The 17299-nt window shown below is 61.3% G+C and carries 16 protein-coding genes; 9 read left to right on the top strand and 7 right to left on the bottom strand.

Going from position 1 to position 17299, the window contains the following annotated elements; genetic code table 11:
* Positions 1-6: 6 nt before the first annotated feature.
* Positions 7-1209, top strand: a complete 1203-nt coding sequence (locus tag VNS12_RS15050) for a hypothetical protein (protein WP_325488669.1) — start codon at positions 7-9, stop codon at positions 1207-1209.
* A gap of 13 nt (positions 1210-1222) precedes the next feature.
* Here the strand turns inward: VNS12_RS15050 and VNS12_RS15055 are convergent, their stop codons facing one another.
* Positions 1223-2386, bottom strand: a complete 1164-nt coding sequence (locus VNS12_RS15055; protein WP_325488670.1) for an O-antigen ligase family protein — start codon at positions 2384-2386, stop codon at positions 1223-1225.
* A gap of 344 nt (positions 2387-2730) precedes the next feature.
* Here VNS12_RS15055 and VNS12_RS15060 point away from each other — a divergent pair, with 344 nt between their 5' ends.
* Positions 2731-4059 carry a sugar transferase gene (locus tag VNS12_RS15060; RefSeq protein WP_325488671.1) on the top strand — a complete coding sequence of 443 codons (1329 nt, stop codon included), beginning with the start codon at positions 2731-2733 and terminating at the stop codon, positions 4057-4059.
* Positions 4060-4076: 17 nt separating this feature from the next.
* A complete protein-coding gene (locus VNS12_RS15065; RefSeq protein WP_325488672.1) occupies positions 4077-4319 on the top strand; it encodes a hypothetical protein in 243 nt (80 codons plus the stop codon).
* 3 nt (positions 4320-4322) lie between these two features.
* On the opposite strand, the gene VNS12_RS15070 is transcribed toward VNS12_RS15065, so the two are convergent.
* Positions 4323-4901: a hypothetical protein gene (locus VNS12_RS15070; RefSeq protein ID WP_325488673.1), complete on the bottom strand. Its 579-nt coding sequence runs from the start codon at positions 4899-4901 to the stop codon at positions 4323-4325.
* 156 nt (positions 4902-5057) lie between these two features.
* On the opposite strand from VNS12_RS15070, the gene VNS12_RS15075 reads away from it, so the two are divergent.
* The 4 genes from VNS12_RS15075 to aceA all read left to right on the top strand — a co-directional run bounded on the left by VNS12_RS15075 (position 5058) and on the right by aceA (position 10185).
* The gene (locus VNS12_RS15075; RefSeq protein ID WP_325488674.1) at positions 5058-7079 is read left to right on the top strand and encodes a DUF4139 domain-containing protein; all 2022 of its coding nucleotides are present in this window, start codon (positions 5058-5060) and stop codon (positions 7077-7079) included.
* A gap of 188 nt (positions 7080-7267) precedes the next feature.
* Positions 7268-8194: an SMP-30/gluconolactonase/LRE family protein gene (locus VNS12_RS15080; RefSeq protein ID WP_325488675.1), complete on the top strand. Its 927-nt coding sequence runs from the start codon at positions 7268-7270 to the stop codon at positions 8192-8194.
* Between the two features lie 309 nt (positions 8195-8503).
* Positions 8504-8725: a hypothetical protein gene (locus tag VNS12_RS15085; RefSeq protein ID WP_325488676.1), complete on the top strand. Its 222-nt coding sequence runs from the start codon at positions 8504-8506 to the stop codon at positions 8723-8725.
* Between the two features lie 164 nt (positions 8726-8889).
* Positions 8890-10185: an isocitrate lyase gene (gene aceA / locus VNS12_RS15090; RefSeq protein ID WP_325488677.1), complete on the top strand. Its 1296-nt coding sequence runs from the start codon at positions 8890-8892 to the stop codon at positions 10183-10185.
* Between the two features lie 77 nt (positions 10186-10262).
* Here the strand turns inward: aceA and VNS12_RS15095 are convergent, their stop codons facing one another.
* The 4 genes from VNS12_RS15095 to VNS12_RS15110 are packed head-to-tail and all read right to left on the bottom strand — an operon-like array spanning position 10263 to position 13705.
* A complete protein-coding gene (locus VNS12_RS15095; RefSeq protein ID WP_325488678.1) occupies positions 10263-11147 on the bottom strand; it encodes a glycine betaine ABC transporter substrate-binding protein in 885 nt (294 codons plus the stop codon).
* 48 nt (positions 11148-11195) lie between these two features.
* Positions 11196-11936 (bottom strand): ABC transporter permease, encoded by a 741-nt coding sequence (locus tag VNS12_RS15100; RefSeq protein ID WP_325488679.1) that lies wholly within the window; start codon positions 11934-11936, stop codon positions 11196-11198.
* Positions 11929-13041, bottom strand: a complete 1113-nt coding sequence (locus VNS12_RS15105; protein WP_325488680.1) for an ABC transporter ATP-binding protein — start codon at positions 13039-13041, stop codon at positions 11929-11931. Before VNS12_RS15105 ends, VNS12_RS15100 begins: the two co-directional genes overlap by 8 nt.
* A 13-nt stretch (positions 13042-13054) precedes the next feature.
* Positions 13055-13705 (bottom strand): ABC transporter permease, encoded by a 651-nt coding sequence (locus VNS12_RS15110; RefSeq protein WP_325488681.1) that lies wholly within the window; start codon positions 13703-13705, stop codon positions 13055-13057.
* A gap of 837 nt (positions 13706-14542) precedes the next feature.
* Between VNS12_RS15110 and VNS12_RS15115 the strand changes: the two genes are divergently transcribed.
* Entirely contained in the window at positions 14543-14968 is a 426-nt protein-coding gene (locus VNS12_RS15115; protein ID WP_325488682.1) for a Ros/MucR family transcriptional regulator, read from the top strand.
* 41 nt (positions 14969-15009) lie between these two features.
* Here VNS12_RS15115 and VNS12_RS15120 read toward each other — a convergent pair whose 3' ends face one another.
* Positions 15010-16245 (bottom strand): MFS transporter, encoded by a 1236-nt coding sequence (locus tag VNS12_RS15120; RefSeq protein ID WP_325488683.1) that lies wholly within the window; start codon positions 16243-16245, stop codon positions 15010-15012.
* Between the two features lie 432 nt (positions 16246-16677).
* Between VNS12_RS15120 and VNS12_RS15125 the strand changes: the two genes are divergently transcribed.
* The gene (locus tag VNS12_RS15125) at positions 16678-17223 is read left to right on the top strand and encodes a PadR family transcriptional regulator (protein WP_325488684.1); all 546 of its coding nucleotides are present in this window, start codon (positions 16678-16680) and stop codon (positions 17221-17223) included.
* Positions 17224-17299 lie beyond the last annotated feature (76 nt).

Below are 17299 nucleotides of genomic sequence, written 5' to 3' on the forward strand. Positions count from 1 at the left end.
CCGCGCATGAACGGGCACAAGCGCGATATTGCAGGAGAGGGACAGCGCTTGTATCAGGACAACCGAGACACTCCACACATCCTCAGGTTCGAGACGTCGCCGGCCTATCTGCCTGAAGGGGGATCGCTGGTGCGTCTGCCCCGAGCGCCTCGACGGAAGCGGCCGCCAGAATTTTTTGCCGCCTTTGAAGATCGTGCCCTCTATTACGATGCGTTTTTGTATGGAGACGGCGACACCGCGTTGCTGGTCGGCCCGCCGCCGCACAACCTCAGAGTCAACCTTGAGAAGGCGGTATATCGCGCGCTCCCTTCCGGCACTGTGTTGCAGGCGCGGCTGTTTCCCTCCCGTTCCACGATGATCACCGCGCTGGATCGGGTGCCCGAAGGGACCGATCAGATTGAGGTCACCCTTGGTGAAACGACGGTGCGGATGGGCCTTGGCGGGCTGGCTGCGCCGATGTTTTCTGGCGCAAGAATTCTGTTCACGATCAACAAGAACAATCGCCTGGACTGGATACGGACCTGGGCGCAGTGGCATGTGGATCGCCATGGCACCGATGCTGTCATCCTGTTCGACAATGGCTCAACGCAATACGGGACCGAAGAGATCGAGCAGACGCTGGCAACGGTCCGGGGGCTGAACAAGATTGCGGTGATCTCGCTGCCGCATAAATTCGGCCCGATCGACCATTGGGTGATGGCTTATCATTTCTGGCCACGCTTCTTGCAGATTTCGGCATGCACCATCGCCTTGCGCCGTTTCGGGATGAACGCTTCGGGACTGATCAATTGCGATATCGATGAACTGGTCTGGGCCGGAGGCGGCTCGGTCTATGATCTGACGGCGCAGAGCGAACTCGGCAGCCTGCGTATGCCGGGGCGGTGGATCGAGGCTGCCTATGCGGGCGATGAGCCTGTTGATCATTATGGCTTTCAGTATCGACTCAAGGATTTGCGTTCGCGCCTGTCTCCGCCCAAATGCACGCTCGATCCGAGCCGCGACTGGGTGCAGAAGCTGAACGTGCACCCCTATCTTCACCGGATTCACGGCGCGCCCGCTGGTGGGCGCCGCCTGGCTCGGAACGCCTATTTCTGGCATTTCAAGGGGATCAATACGAACTGGAAAGAGCAGCGGACAGACGACACCGCTGTCGATCCTGCCCGGCATGTGCCCGACGTCGAGTGGCTGGCTGCGATCAAGTCGGGATAGGGGAACGCTCTTGTTATTGCGCGCCGTCCCTTTGCATCAAGGCGCGGGGATCGCGCTCGCTCATATCAAGGACGATCACCGCGCCAACCAGCACGGCAAACAACATCGTCTGGGGAAGGACGCCGATCATGGCATTGGTCATGCCCAGCGTCAGGTAGCTGAGCGATACCACGATGCCAAGCAGGATTGCGGGTCGCGATGGCGTTTGGCCAAGGCGCCGCAATGGCATCAACGGGGCAAGCAGCAGCATCGCATAGGCGGCGATTCCAAGTGCGCCGCCCGCCACAGCGAAATCGGCAACATCGTTATGAAGATGATCAAAACGCGCGATAAGGTCGCCGTTCGGCGAGGCCGATGTCGCTGCGTCCATGAGATTGGCGTAGCCATGGCCCCACACCGGAGAGTCGAGGAAAGCCAAAACACCGGCTTCATACATGGCCTTGCGGATTGTGTCGCTGCCTGCGGTCCCGGCATCTGCACCTGAAATAAGGCCGTAAAGGCCCGATATCGCTCGGGCGCCGTCGCCGGCCAAGTAAATCGCGCCGCCGCCCGCCAAAGCGAACAGACCTGCTGCCAGAAGAAAGCGGTGATCTTTGCGGTTCCAAACCAAAAGAATGGTGCCGGTTACCGCCGTTAGCGCGATGGCGGCGAGCATGGGCCCTCGCGATCCGGAGACGAGGGCGGCGGCAAAGGCACAGGCAGGGCCGAGAAAAAAGAGATAGCGCCACGGGTTCCTGGTCGATGGAAAACCCGCCAGCGCGCTGAACCCCAGTATGACAACGATGCCAGCATAATGGATCGGATTGTTACCGACACCCGAGCGACCGGCCCCGGAAAAATACTCCAGCAAGCCTGCGGTTGCGCCCAGACATGCGCCTGCGAGGCAGAGGGCCGCGATCATGATGGGGGTAACGAGACGCGGCGTATGGAGCAAGGCGCCAACCGGCCCAGCCGCCAGCAAAGCCAGCGCCACGATGCCGACGCCGACCCAGTTCAGCGGCGTGACTGCGTGGGGCAGCGTGGCCAGACACATCAGGATTACAGCGACAACCACCGGCCAAAGGCCGGCGCGCATGGCCGCGGCATCGGCATCAAGAAGGGCAGGGACGCTCAGGAGCAAGGCGGCGCCCATGGCAACATAAACCGCTTCATATCCGGCAAGGGGTGGAGCGACCAATCCTGCTACAAGGAGCGTGAGCGATAGAAATGCCCAAATGCTGCGCGAAAGATTTTCCAAGTCTGCGACTACCCAATGTAAGATCCGCAAGCTTGCTATGGGAAAGCGCTGGCCCTGGCAATGGCAGCGACAGGTCTCACGGACGGCGATAGACGCGGGACAGGGCAATTATGCCCAAGCGTTGGCAGTTTCTTGATCGGTTTGCTGTTCTCGAACGCGAATTCTGATTTTCGGGCTGGATATGCAGGCTGTACGTGCCTGAGTTGACATGGACCGATGCTTGCGGGACATCCATTGCGCAAGAAATATGGTAATGAACGGTTCGGGCCAGGATAACCGATGCGATGACAGATCGACCCAACGCTAGAAAAGTGCCGTCTCGTCTGGCCAAGCTCCCGAAAAACAAGAATCTTTCCCATCTTACCGATCTGGGCGCCAGCACGCGGGGCCATCGGCTGTTCCGCGAACTTCGGTCCTTTCTGGTGCCGGTGCTCGTCGCTTTGCTGCTGCAATCGATTGCATATCTGGCGTTTTACACCCGCAGCGTTCCCAATTGGCCGGTGGCGCTCACAGTCGTTTTGGTCTTGTCCCTGGTTCCGATAGCTTCGGCGGTGACGCTGGGGGCTTTCCGACGCCACGAAGCACCCGTCATTGCCGCGACCAGCATCGTCGCGATCTTTTTCAGTTTTGCCATAACCTATTTATCCGCCTTACGGATTCCGGTCAGTTTTGCCGGTTTTGCCGCCGCTTTCCCCTTCACCCTTCTGGCCATGGCGATCGGAAACATCCGCTTCCACCAACGCCTCGCCGCCCGTGTCGCCCTCATCGGGTTCAAAGGGCAGGACATGCCTATGTCCTTGCTGCAAAAGGCAAATGTCGCTGTCATTACTGATCCGGCGGCGGATATTTCACAGTTCGATACCGTTCTCATCGAGCCGGGCCAGCACCACACGCCTGAATGGTCGGCCCTGTTGAGCCGCTGCTATGTCGCCGGTGTCGACATCATGCCCTGGACCCGGTTCATTGAAATCCGCGAAGGCCGCGTGCACGTCCAGGGGTTCGATATTTCCAAGCTCGCCTACACGCCCAGCCAGATGCTCTACGCCCGCATCAAACGGCTGCTCGATGTCACCGCGGTTCTGGTGACCTTGCCGCTGACGGTCCCTCTGGCGGCCCTGACCGCGCTGTACATCTTTGCGCGAGACGGCGGTCCCGTGCTTTTTGTCCAGCACCGTTGCGGTTTTGGGGGGCGGGTATTCCGGGTCTTTAAATTCCGAACCATGTATAAGGGCACCGGAGGCGGGGCGACGGACGCCACGGACAAGAGAATTATTCCCGGATGCAACTTCATCCGTCGGACGCGGCTCGATGAACTGCCGCAAATCTACAATATTTTCATCGGCGACATGAGCCTCATCGGGCCCCGCCCCGAAGCGGTCGACCTCGTGAGATGGTATCGCCGTGAAATCCCACAATGGAATTATCGCACCCTGGTGCTCCCCGGCATTACCGGCTGGGCGCAGGTCAATAGCGGCTACACCAGCAACCCGGCGGAAGCGCGGGTAAAACTTGCCTACGACCTTTACTACATCAAGCACCTCTCCTTCGATCTCGATCTCCTGATCTTGTTCAAGACCGTGAAGACCGTGCTGTTCGGCACTGGCGCGCGATAAAATCGTGACGGCGGGTCATGGGGCACCGCGTCCATGTGCTGGTGCGCGTCGTCGAGCGTCAGAACGGTACGGTTCATGAGGTCGCGTTCGATGTCAGCGCGATTGCCCCGCGCCACTATGCTGCCGACAAGGTCGCGGTTTCCTTCGCTCAGGCTGCTATGAGCAAGCGGTGGGAGGCCGGACGCAGGTGCGAACCATTCCAGCGGACGGACGAGGCTGAGAGAGGCGGCAAGTTGCAAGCGCACCAAACCCCCGCGTGATCGTCAGCGGATGCTGACGGCGGGGGTTTCGAATGTGGCGAGGGCATTGATCGCTTCGCTGCGGAGCGGGCCGAGATTGCCCAGGAATTCGCGCGCTCCGTCCTCGCCATAACCCCTGCGGCTGACGGCGAACAGGGCCACGCCTTCGCCCTTGGCGAGCGGCATGTAGCGATAGGCATTCCACTCGACCACGATCGGATCGGCGCTGAGATCGCTCACCACGAAGTCGAGCAGCACTTCGCCGGCTGCCTCATTCTGGATGATCTCGTAATTGACCACCGGATCGGACGGCTTGCGGGCGTCCAGCATCTGGGCCTGCAAGGCCGCTGCCTGCATCGGGGTGATCGCTCCGGCCACCGCTTCGATCAGCACCATTTCGGTATAGGCCTCGACCGTCTGATCCTGCGGCACATATTCCTGCTTGAAATAGTCATCCGTGGGTTGGGACGTCCAGGCCAGAGCATAATCCTGCCCCTGGAAGGAGACCGGCCCCGGCACGCCGAGCATGTCCGACTGGGCGAGGGCAGGGCCAGCCATAAGGGCGGTCAGGGCGGCTGCGGCGATCAGTTTGGAGTGCATCATGGAAACGACCTCGATGTTGAATTGCATGAGTGAGACGATAGAGCGGTCCGCTTCCTTGGTCCCGATAAAAAAACAATTGCCGACCAAGCATGGACCTATCCGCGCCGTCTTACCAAGCGATAGTTCCCAACCCACGAGGATCAAATGAGGACGGACATGACGTGCACACAGCTTGATAACCGCGCCCACGGGCACCCCCAGCGCCCCGCCAGGCGCATGATCTTGATGCTTGGCGTCTGCATCGCCGCGCTGGCATCGTCTGGCTCCCTCGCACAGGAGGCCGGACGCATCGAGGCGGTGACCCTGTCATCGAGCGGACTGGCGGAAATCCGGCGCAACATTGCCGTTGATGGCGGTAAGGAGCTCGCCTTCGATATCCCCCTCGAACAGGTCGATGACGTTCTCAAGAGCCTGCTTGTCTATGATCCTGCCGGAGGCGTTTCCTCGATCATTCTCGACAGCCTGTCGCCTGTCGAGGAAACCTTTCGCGGCCTTCCGTTCACCGCCGGGGACATGGGGGATTTGCCTCGGCTCATTGGCGCGCTGCAAGGTATTTCGGTTCGCATCACCTCCGAGGGGCGCGCCGTTGAGGGCGTGGTTCTGGGGGTCAGCGAGCCACCGCTTGGCCGTGATGGCGAAAATCAGCCCCGTCCCCTCGCTTCGCTTTTGACCGACGCGGGCGCGATTGAAGTGGTGGCGCTGGGAGAGACGTCCGTTCTCGACATCCTTGATCCCACGGTCCTCGACGATGTGCGCCTTGCGGCGGCGGTGAGCGGGAGAGGCCGGGTTGAGGGGAGGCGCACCATCACCCTGGCGCTGGAAGAGGCGACGGCGCGGGATGTCGATGTAAGCTATGTCGTTGCGGCGCCGATCTGGAAAACAGCCTATCGCGTTGTCGTGGACAATGATGGCTCGGCCCGTCTGCAGGCGTGGGCGGTGATCGAGAACGCTTCGGGGCAGGACTGGGACGGGGTGGAACTGACCCTGTCTTCGGGCATGCCGGTGACCCTCACCCAGCGCCTGCACGAGCGCTACTGGCCGACCCGGCCGGAAATTCCGGTTCTGGCGCAGGCCATTGCGCCGGTGCGTCCTGATCTGTTCGGCGGGAACGCGGTCGCTCGCGCCGGCAGCATCGCGATGGCGGACAGCGTTGCCAATTTCGAAGCGGCTACGCCCCAGGCCGCGCCGGCGCCCGCCTCTCCGTCATACGCTTCTTCCGCCGCCCAGGGGTATGAAGCGGATGCCGCCGCGACCTATCGGCTGCCGATGCCGGTGGACCTTCCGGCTGGACGCACGCTATCGGTGCCGTTCGTCGATGCCCATCTGCCAGCCGAGCGGGTGTCGCTGTTCCAGCCCGAGCGCGGCGAGGTGCACCCGGTCGCGGCCCTGAGGCTGGACAATACCACCGGAACCAGCCTGCCCGCGGGCATCGCCACCATATATGCGCCGCAGGAAGAAGGATATTCAGGCGACACGCAACTGGCCATGCTCCCGGCGGGGGAAAGCCGGATGATCAGCTTTGCCTCCGATCACAAGGTCGAGGTGACCACCGAGACCGGCCAGGCCAAGACCTCCTACCGTGCCACGCTCGCCGAGGGTGTGCTGCGCGTCAACGGCACGACGCGCATCGACACGGTCTATACGGTTTCTGGAGCGCCGGACGCCCCGCGCACCGTGATTGTCGAGCAGCCCCGCCGCGACGGGTGGACGTTCTCTTCCGACGACTTGACGGCGAGTACGCCTACCCACTACCGGCTTGAGACCGGGGTTGGCGCGGGCGAATCGGCCCGCATCACGGCCCGGTTCGAGCGCACGGCCATCGACGCCATTGCGCTGGTCGATACCGATGCCGCAAACCTGCTCTATTGGGCTGGGGAGATCGATGACCTCCAAACCGCGGCCGCGCTCACCGAACTCGCCGAGCGCCGGCAGGCCATCGCCCGCATCGAGGCGACCGCCGCCGATATCGGGCAAGAGATCGCGATTGCCATTGATGAACAGGACCGCATTCGCGCCAATCTCGAAGCTGTCGCCAACACTGCGCTGGCGGAGCGTTATTTCACCATGCTTGAGGCGCAGGAAGACCGCATCGCGGAGCTGAATGCAAAACGCCGGCAGGCCCAGCAGGACCTCACGGCGGCGCAAGAAGCCCTGTCCCGGGCGATCGCCAGCTTGTGACACGGGGGAACGATCGGGCCCGGCTTTTTCCCGGGGCCCGATCACCCACCCGGCCTGTACAAAAGTGCGGTTGGAGGACATGCGAGGCCCACATTCGTGTGCCAGATGGGAGGGGCGAAACGCATTTTATTGCGTGGCGATCTAAAATAACCTGTCAACGCCGGCATAAGACAAAGTGGAGTAGAAGCATGAATTTCAAGACATTTATCGTCTGTGGGGCGGCTGTGCTGCTCAGTTCCACCGCCTTTGGCCAGGACGAGGCCAAGCCGTTCAGCGCCGGAAGTCCGCTGGGCACGGTCAACGAAGCCGGGGAGCCGACGACGCCAACGGACAATGTGCGGGTGCTGGGCAGTTTCAACTTCGCGGAGAGCTGCACGTTTGATCCGGAGCGCAATCTGCTGGTCGTGATGAACGGCGGCGCGCCTCAGGACGTTCTGGAAAATGATGGCTACGTCTCGCTGCTCAACCCCGACGGGACGGTGCACACGAGCAAGTGGATCGGAGCCACGCGGGATGGCCTGACGCTCAATCATCCGCTGGGGAGCGCAATCGGCGGTGGGACGCTGTATGTGGCCGATATCGATACCGTCCGCACCTTCGATCTCGCCGATGGCACGCCGGGCGACGCTTACGCCATCCCGGATGCCAATCTCTTGAATGGGATTGCGGCTTCCGACGACGGCACGGTCTATGTCTCGAACACCAGAGAGCCCGAGCGGATCTACAAGGTCACGGCCGAAGGCGATGTTTCGGTGTTTCTTGAAGGCGCGCCGCTGGCCGCACCGAACGGCGTTGCCATCGATCAGGACGGCAATATCGTGGTGGTCAATATCGGCAATAATGACGTTTTGACCTTCAGCCCCGACGGCGAATTGCTGCTGACCGAACACTCGGTGGAGAGCGGCAATGACGGTGTGGTGGTTCTCGACGACGGCACGAAATATGTGAGCAGCGTGCGCTTCGGCAGCATCTCGCGCATTGCGCCGGGCGAGGAAGCCGAGATTATCGCCGCGGGCATCCCGAGCGCAGCGTCCATCTGCTACAACCCCGTCGAAAATCAGATCGTGGTTCCGATGAACAATAACAACGCCCTGGCGTTCGTCGATCTGAACTGACCAATCCCCCCATGCCCGGCGCATAGACGTCGGGCATGGCTTGCCCTCACGCAGCATCGGGGCAGCGCCCTCGCACTCTTTCCCGTAATCGCCGGAATTTCCGCGCTTCCGATCCAGGGTGGTCGATGCCGCGCGCCTTGATTCTCTTGCAAGGTTTACGAAAATTTACAAACCGGGATATTCAGATTTGCAGGGTTTTACATATTAACATGCTGATTTAGCGTATCTTCTTGCGTTCGGGTGCAGTGTTGTTAATTCTTTACTCAGGCCGGTGAGGGAGATCGCCGGACGAATTTGGAGACAACAGCCATGAGCCCGCAAAATATCACCGACACCCTGCATGAGGATTTCATCACCATCATCGCGCCGTCCATGGCCGAAGTGATGGCGAGCTTTGCAGAGCAGAAGCTGGCGGAGAAGGACTACGCGATCGTACATCGCGGCGGGCGGCACAGCTTCACCATGGCCGGCGGGCAGCAGCTGTTCGACGGCGCCCAGATGGTCGCGGCCACATTCGCGCGGCGGGGGTAACGACGCCGGCGTTGGCGACCCTGACAAGCGATACGCCCCATCCCCCTCCCTTCCGGGGATGGGGCTGCCTTCTTTCACAATCGGAGCGTCCCCATGCGCCGCCATACGGTTCGGTGCGCGCGCCCGACTTCCCTTATGCACCATGATTGATTGAGGAGATCACCATGCTCGACAAATCCCCCGCGCCGCAGCCCTTTGAGGCCCCCGATTGGGCACCCGACCGCTGGGACACCATCAAGCGCGATTACACGCCGGACGATGTGGCCCGGCTGTCGGGCTCGCTGCCCATTCGCCATTCGCTAGCCGAGAACGGCGCCCGGCGGCTGTGGGAATTGCTCCACACCGAGGATTATGTGCCCACGCTCGGCACCTTCACCGGCAATCAGGCGGTGCAGCAGGTCAAGGCCGGGCTCAAGGCCATCTATCTGTCCGGCTGGCAGGTGGCGGCGGACGCCAACACCTCGGGCAACATGTATCCCGACCAGTCGCTCTATCCGGTGGATTCGGTTCCCTCTGTCGTGCGCCGCATCAACAAGGCGTTGCAGCGGGCCGATCAGATTCAGACCATGGAACGGTTCGATGGCACCTCGGATGCCGATACCGATTATCTCGTCCCGATCATCGCCGATGCCGAGGCCGGGTTCGGCGGCGCGCTCAACGTGTTTGAATTGATGAAGGCGATGATCGAGGCCGGAGCGGCAGCGGTGCACTTTGAGGATCAACTGGCCTCGGAAAAGAAGTGCGGCCATCTGGGCGGCAAGGTTCTGGTGCCGACGCGCACTTTCATCCGGACTTTGAACGCCGCGCGGCTGGCAGCGGACGTGATGGGGGTTCCCACCCTGATCATGGCGCGTACCGACGCCGAAGCGGCGCAACTGATCACGTCCGATATCGATGAATATGATGCGCCGTTCATCACCGGCGAGCGCACCGAAGAAGGGTTCTACCGCCTCAAGGGCGGCATGGACGCGGCGATCGCGCGCGGACTGGCCTATGCGCCCTATGCGGACCTGATCTGGTGCGAAACCTCGACGCCCAACCTCGATGAAGCAAGGCAGTTTGCCGAAGCGATCCGCAAGGAGCATCCGCATCAGATGCTGGCGTATAATTGTTCGCCCAGCTTCAACTGGATGCGGCATATGGGCGAGGCGGAGATGGAAGTGTTCCAGTGCGAGCTGGGAGCCATGGGCTACAAGTACCAGTTCATCACCCTGGCCGGGTTCCACAACCTGTCGCTGACCACCTTCAATCTGGCGCGCGGCTACAAGGAGCGCGGCATGGCGGCCTATTCGCAGTTGCAGCAGGCCGAGTTCGCGGCGGAATCGCACGGATTTACTGCAACCCGGCACCAGCGCGAAGTGGGCACGAGCTATTTCGACGCCGTGGCGACAACCGTGAGCGGCGGCTCCAGCGAGACCACCGCGATGGCGGGCTCGACGGAAACGGCCCAGTTCCACTGATGAAAAAAAAGAGCGCCGTGGCGGACTGCCGCGGCGCTCTTTCGTGTTCTCCCGCGCGGAAACTGGACGTCAGATTATCAGATCAGGCCGTTCTCGGTGAGGAACTGCGTGGCGACGTCCGAAATCGGCGCGTTGTCGATATCGACCTGCGCGTTCAGCGCCCGCATGATCTCGTCGGTCAGCACCGCCGACATGGCGTTGAGCGGTGCCGCCAGTTCAGGGTTGGCCTCCAGAACTTCCGTGCGCACCACGGGGACTGCCGCGTAGTTGGGGAAGAAGCCCTTATCATCTTCCAGGATACGGAAGTTGAAGGCCGGAATCCGTCCATCCGTACCCGTCACGAGGCCGATATCGGTGTGGCCATCGCGCAGGGTGGGGAAGACGAGCCCGGGGTCCATGGCGCGGCGCTGGGCGCGCGAGGTCTTGAAGTCATAGGTCGCTTCAAGGCCGGGCAGACCGTCCGGACGACCCGGAAATTCGGTGCTCATCGCCATCGTCAGGTTGGCGCCGTCATTATAGGCCTGGGCCATATCGGACACAGTCACCATGGCGTCGGTCTTTTCGTCGGACCCGCGCACCGCCACGGCATAGGTATTATTGGTGCGGGAGGGATCGAGCCAGGTCAGCCCGACTTCCGCGTCGAGTTCACTGACCCTGGCATAGGTCTCTTCAGCCGTCAGTCGGTCACTGACCTTGTTGAAGGTTACCAGCGAAGTGCCGGTATATTCCCAATAGACGTCGATCTGGCCGTTCACCTGCGCATCGCGCACCACTTGAGAGCCAAGTCCATCGCGCTTTTCCACCTCAAAGCCCTCGTGGGTAAGAAGTTGCGCGGTGATTTCAGACAACAGCAATTGCTCGGTAAAACCCTTGCCGCCCACAACGATGGGCGCAGCCTGCACGGCAGTGGCGGAAAAAGCGGCAAGCGCCGCGATGGCCAGAACTCGCATTGGTTTCTGCAATAGAATTCTCCTGTAGAGAGTAAACATCGGCGCGCAGATCGTTGCCGATCAGCGCATCGGATTGACACCGCGCGGAATGGTCCAGAACTGGAGCTGTGTCATGGCCATGTCGACCAGAAGCGCCAGCAGCGCGGTGGGAATGGCACCGGAAAGCATGGTGCCGAACTCGTTGAGGGCAATGCCGGTGAAGATCAGTTCACCCAGCCCGCCGCCGCCAATCAGAAAGGCCAGCGGGACCGTGCCCACATTGATGGCAAGAGCTGTTCGTATCCCAGCATAGATGACAAACAGGGCGTTGGGAAATTCCACCTGCCACAGGATCTGTCGTTGGCTCAGCCCCATGCCTCGGGCGGCCTCGATCAGATGGGGCGGAACGGCGCGCAACGCCGCCGTCGTATTGGCGACAATCGGCAGCAGCGAGGCGACGAACAGCGCAAACAGCGCCGGCGGGTTGCCGATGCCGAAAACGCTCATCGATAGCGCCAGCACCGCAAGGGTGGGCACGGTCGCGCCGATATTGAGCACCTGCAAGGCCATGTCGCCATAGCGCTGGAACGCGGGCCGCGTCAGCATGATGCCGGCAGGAACGCCGAGCAAGATGGCCGCCCCGCCAGAGATGGCGACAAGCTGGATATGTTCGTTGCCCAGATAGACGATATCGTCCCAGTGGTCGGCCAGCACCGGCAGCAATCCGCTGCCCCACGCCCAGGCACCCAGCACGAAGCAGAGTATATAGAGGCTGTTGCGCCACCAATGGGCGCTTTGGGAAACCGGCGCTGCGTCAGCCATCGCGGTAGGCCTCGCTCAGCAGCCCGGTGATCGAGCGCAGCGTCACGTATCCAACGAAGGTTCCGTCCTTGTCGATGCAGGCCAGCCAGGACACATTGTGCCGGAACATGGTGGACACCGCCGTCCGCAAATCCTCGTCGGGCTTGACGGTGGTGGGCAGGTTTTCATGATGATCGCCGACCTTGCCCTTGTTGGCACGGGCGACGCTCAGCTGCACAAAGCCGCGCGCGCGCCCGTTCTTGCCCACCATGACGATGGACTGGTGGCCGCTTTCCTCCATGATCGAGACGGCGGCGGCCAGGCTGTCATCGGCGGTGACGCGCGGCGGTTCGTGCTGCATCGCATCGCGCACGGTGATCAGCTGCAAGCGCTTGAGAGTGCGGTCGCCCCCCACGAAATCGGACACGAACCGCTCGGCCGGGTGCGCCAGAATATTGTCGGGCGTATCGTATTGAACCAGCCTGCCACTGCGGAAAATCGCGATGCGGTCGGCCATCTTGACGGCCTCATCGATGTCGTGGCTGACGAACATGATGGTCTTTTTGAGCTGCGCCTGCATCTTCAGGAATTCGACCTGAATGATGTCCCGGTTGATCGGGTCGATGGCACCGAACGGCTCATCCATCAGCAGCACCGGAGGATCGGCGGCGATGGCGCGCAAGACGCCGATGCGCTGCTGCTGCCCGCCGGAGAGTTCCTTGGGATAGCGCTTGAGAAAGGTGCCCGGATCGAGCGCCACCATTTCGAGCAGTTCGCCCGCCCGGAGGCGCGACTTCTTGCGATCCCAGCCCATCATGTCGGGCACGAGGCAGATATTGTCTTCGATGGTCTTGTTGGGAAACAGCCCGATCTGCTGGATCACATAGCCGATGGTGCGGCGCAGCTGTACCGGGTCGTAATCGGCGGTGTTCTTGCCGCCGATGAAGATGTTGCCGCCACTCGGCTCGATCAGCCGATTGACCATTTTCATCGTCGTTGTCTTGCCGCAGCCCGATGGGCCGAGCAGCACGCAGATTTCCCCTTCCGGCACCTCCAGCGTCACGCGATCGACGGCGGGCGTGGTGCTCCCGGGAAAGATTTTTGAAACGTCTTCGAGGCGGATCATTGATGTCCTGTCATTATTTTCTGAGGCCCGGAGAGGTGAGCAGGCGCTGGAGGGCCAGCAGGCCGAAATCGGCGATGATCGCCAGAATGCTCACGGCCAGAGCGCCGGTAATGAGCTGGCGCGGATCGGTCTGGCTGATGCCGCGCGAGATGAACGTGCCCAGTCCGCCCGCGCCGATATAGGCGGCGATCGCGGTGACCCCGATGTTCATCACCACGGCCATGCGTACGCCCGTCATGATGACCGGCACCGCAATCGGCAGTTCGACCTCGCGCAGCCTTTGCAGCCGGGTCAGCCCCATGCCGCGCGCGGCTTCGCGCAGGGACGGGTCGAGATTGGAGATCGCCGCATAGGTGTTGCGGATGATCGGGAGTTGCGAATACAGCAACACCGCGATGACGGCGGGCACATAGCCGATGCCGTGGCCGATGGTCGAAAGCACCGGGATCATGATGCCGAACAGGGCAATCGACGGGATGGTGATGACGATCGAAGCGATCGACAGGGTCACCTCCGCTGCCCGGCGGTTCTGGCTGATGGCCACGCCGATGGGAACGCCGGTGGCCAGCGCCAGGGTCACCGCCACACCGACGATAGAAATATGCTCACCGGCCCGGCTGACGATCAGTGACCAGTTTTCAATAACGTATTTGAGGACTTCCATATACGAGGGTCTATAGTCTATGCCGGCGAAAAAATACAACCCGGTCCGGAAATTGTTCCCTTCATCCCCAAAAAATCCGCATTTCAACTATCTTTTCGATATGTCTGCTTTCCTGTGAGCCATTGTTCATGGTGTGTTTTTCCGGATTCATGTAAATCAATGACTTATGCCAGTCGAAACGCGCTGAAAAAAATGCTGCGGGTTTATTAATCAGTTTAAATGCGTGTCGGAGCCGCACTTTCAGGTGGAAAAAACCTGAAAGGGGGTGCGCTCACCCCGGATTTTCCGGTTCAAAAGGTAAAATTTCCAATAGATTCGCGTCTATCCAATGTCATGCCATGGTGTTGCCAAGTTTTGGTTCTGACATGGGTAGTTAATTTGCAGGTGATTTTTCAATTGGTCATAAGTGATGCCGGGGCGCGTCGGGCGGGCGGTCAGGGATTTCACATAGTGAGCGGCAACGCGTGGTGCGCCCGTGGCGTACCTGCGCCCTCGCAAGATACGGGGGCTTGTGCGGGGGCTATACAGATCAAGCGCGGCGTGGACGTGTGACAATAGCAGGTCATCAAGAGAAGTGCTGCCTTGTATGGTAATTCTTCTGCAAAATTGTATTGAAGTGGTTGCACTATCGCTATCAGTAGCTATAAAATTCTGGTAATGGACTGATTAAAGGTCGGCTCTGTATGACGCAGGTTTGTCATCGTCCGATCTGTTACAAAATAATCAGCTGTTTCCCCGACGTCGCGCTGAGCGGGTGCCATTCGGACTTTGGTTCTGGTGTGCGATTTGGTTCTGCGCCGTTTGGAAGTTGCTTTTCCCAAGGTAAGAGGCCAGTCAATGACCGACAGCATTGTTAATTCATCCAGCAACGACGACACGATTGGTGTCGCCGCCGATATCGTCATGGCATATGTCAGCAACAACGCGATCAGCCCGACGGATCTTCCCCGTCTCATCGCAGATGTTCATGATGCCATTCTGGCGCTCGGCCAATCCACGGGGCTGGTCGACGACGCCGCCGAACCCGCCAAGCCAGCGGTTTCCGTCCGCAAATCGGTGACGCGCGATCACATCGTGTGCCTGGAGGACGGCAAGAAGTTCAAGTCCCTCAAGCGCCATTTGCAGACTCACCACAACATGACGCCGGAAGAGTATCGCGCCAAATGGGGCCTGCCCTCCGACTACCCGATGGTTGCGCCCAGCTATTCCGAACAGCGGTCCAAGCTGGCTGTGAAGGCCGGGCTGGGACGGCGTTCGGCCTGATTTCGGTATTGGCAGGCCCCCGCGCCCCGGGGGTTTGCCGTTCAGCGCAGGCGCTTGACGTCGCGCAGCTGCGGGAACAGCGCGGCCCACACACCGGCGACACCCAGAATGACCGCCCCGCCAAGCGCCACCGCGGCGACCGGGCCGATCCAGATGGCCATCACTCCCGCCCGGAATGCGCCGAGTTCGTTGGATGCTCCGATAAACACCTGATTGACGGCCAGTACGCGTCCGCGCACATCGTCGGGCGTCCAGAGCTGGATCAGGATCGAGCGTATATTGACGCTGATCATGTCGAAGCCGCCAATCAGCACCAGCATGGCCACCGACAGCCAGAGGGTGTCGGAGAGGGCAAAGACAAATGTCGCCACTCCAAATCCGGCCACGGCGATAAACATGATGATCCCCGCATGGTTGCGGATCGGGCGCATCATGAACAGCACGCCCATGATGATCGCGCCAATCGCGGGCCCTGCGCGCAGCAGGCCCAGCCCCTCGGGTCCCACATCGAGGATGTCGCGGGCATAGACCGGCAGCAGCGCCATCGCGCCGCCAAACAGCACCGCGAACAGGTCCAGTGAAATAGCGCCGAGGATCGGCTTTCGCGTCCAGATATAACGGAACCCGGCGCTCAGCGTGTCCCACCCCGCCGGGCCTCGGCTGCCGGGACGGCCCTGACGCGGGACGCCGAACAGCACCACCAGCGATGATATGATCAGCAGGATGACCGTGGTGCCGTATGCGTAGTTCGGCCCTATGGCGTAGAGCAGGCCGCCAGCCACCGGGCCGCAGATTGTCGCGAACTGGCTTGCCGTCGAGTTGGCGGCGATCGCGTTGGCCAGATGCGCGCCGGGCACCAGATTGGGCACGATGGATTGCCGCGCCGGATTGTAAAAGGCTCGCGCGACCCCAAACAGCGCCATGGCGAAAAAGATGGGCAGGGGCGTTGCCAGCCCAAGGGTGGTCACCGTGAGCAGCACTCCCGCCGTCACCGCCTCGGCAGCAAGGCTCACCGCCATGAGGCCGCGCCGCGAAAACCGGTCGGCGACCGAGCCGGTGACCAGTACCAGCAACAACGCGGGCGCAAATTGCGACAGGCCGACCAGCCCCAGATCGAGCGGGTTCGCGGTCAAATCATAGACATACCAGCCAACCGCGACCGTCTGGATCTGTACGGCAAAGCCGTTGAGCATCAGGGCGATCCAGTAAGCGCGATATCCGGGACTGGAAAATGCTGCGAACCGGCCTGCCGGGGTTTTGGTATCGTCGTCAAGCATGGTCAGGCACGAGCAATCTCCGTTCGGGTGCGGATCAGGCGGGTGGGGGAGGGCATGCCAACTTGTGGACGAGCCGGGCCATTTTCGCAATTTATTTTGCAGGCCCTTTGAATGGCGCAAGGCCTGTCGGCGGCAGCGAAGAGGAAGCTTTGGACGCCCCAACCGCCGCCGCCGCAATGTTCAATCACGTGCCCTGCCGGCACATGCGCATCAGTTGCCTTGTCTCCAGCGTCATCCCGGGCGAAGACCCGGGATCCAGTAACCGGCAGAGCTGCGGTCTATCCCCACCGCCACCGCATACTGGATTCCGGCTCAAGGCCGGAATGACCGCGTTGGCGACGAGACGCCACGGGCGCTCCTCTTCTCGCCCGACATTTGACCTTTCGATCGCTCTAAGATATATCTTGATTATATCTAACAGGAGTTGATGACATGAATCCCTATGGATTTGATCGCAGGGGCGGACCGTTTGGCGGCGGTGGGCGTGGCCCCGGGTTCGGCGGGCGCGGTGGACGGCGCGGGCGCATTTTCGGGGCCAATGAATTGCAGCTGGTCGTGCTCGATCTGATTTCCGAGCAAAGCCGGCATGGATATGAGTTGATCCGCGAGATCGGTGAGCGGTCGGGCGGGCTTTATGCGCCCAGCCCCGGCATGATTTATCCGACGCTGTCGCTGCTGCTCGAAATCGGCCTGATCGAGGAAGTCGATGCCGATGGCACGCGCAAGAGTTTTGCCATCACCGAGGCCGGGCGCGCGCATCTGGTGGAAAACGAAAAGGAGCTGGCCGCCGCACTGGCCCGGCTTGCGGCGCTGGCTGCCCATCGCGATCATGCCGATCCGGCCCCGCTGCGCCGGGCGCTGGGCAATCTGCGCGAAGTGCTGGCCTCTGCCTCCAGCCGTCCCGATTTCGACAAGCCCAAGGTTCTGGAAGCCGCGCGGCTGATCGATGAATTGGCCGGCACCATCGAGCGCATGTAGCGCGCGGACGTGGTCCGTTCGACTTATTTGGCTGCGGACCTGCTTCTACGGTTAGTGCTATGAAATACATGATTTA

The organism is Pelagibacterium sp. (genome assembly GCF_035555455.1).
Lineage (GTDB): Bacteria > Pseudomonadota > Alphaproteobacteria > Rhizobiales > Devosiaceae > Pelagibacterium.

Coding starts and splice junctions, on each gene's coding strand:
- VNS12_RS15060 (WP_325488671.1), top strand. CDS start 2,731: ATGACAGATCGACCCAACGCTAGAAAAGTGCCGTCTCGTCTGGCCAAG.
- VNS12_RS15100 (WP_325488679.1), bottom strand. CDS start 11,936: ATGGCTGACGCAGCGCCGGTTTCCCAAAGCGCCCATTGGTGGCGCAAC.
- VNS12_RS15110 (WP_325488681.1), bottom strand. CDS start 13,705: ATGGAAGTCCTCAAATACGTTATTGAAAACTGGTCACTGATCGTCAGC.
- VNS12_RS15065 (WP_325488672.1), top strand. CDS start 4,077: ATGGGGCACCGCGTCCATGTGCTGGTGCGCGTCGTCGAGCGTCAGAAC.
- VNS12_RS15105 (WP_325488680.1), bottom strand. CDS start 13,041: ATGATCCGCCTCGAAGACGTTTCAAAAATCTTTCCCGGGAGCACCACG.
- VNS12_RS15080 (WP_325488675.1), top strand. CDS start 7,268: ATGAATTTCAAGACATTTATCGTCTGTGGGGCGGCTGTGCTGCTCAGT.
- aceA (WP_325488677.1), top strand. CDS start 8,890: ATGCTCGACAAATCCCCCGCGCCGCAGCCCTTTGAGGCCCCCGATTGG.
- VNS12_RS15085 (WP_325488676.1), top strand. CDS start 8,504: ATGAGCCCGCAAAATATCACCGACACCCTGCATGAGGATTTCATCACC.
- VNS12_RS15070 (WP_325488673.1), bottom strand. CDS start 4,901: ATGATGCACTCCAAACTGATCGCCGCAGCCGCCCTGACCGCCCTTATG.
- VNS12_RS15125 (WP_325488684.1), top strand. CDS start 16,678: ATGAATCCCTATGGATTTGATCGCAGGGGCGGACCGTTTGGCGGCGGT.
- VNS12_RS15050 (WP_325488669.1), top strand. CDS start 7: ATGAACGGGCACAAGCGCGATATTGCAGGAGAGGGACAGCGCTTGTAT.
- VNS12_RS15120 (WP_325488683.1), bottom strand. CDS start 16,245: ATGCTTGACGACGATACCAAAACCCCGGCAGGCCGGTTCGCAGCATTT.
- VNS12_RS15115 (WP_325488682.1), top strand. CDS start 14,543: ATGACCGACAGCATTGTTAATTCATCCAGCAACGACGACACGATTGGT.
- VNS12_RS15075 (WP_325488674.1), top strand. CDS start 5,058: ATGACGTGCACACAGCTTGATAACCGCGCCCACGGGCACCCCCAGCGC.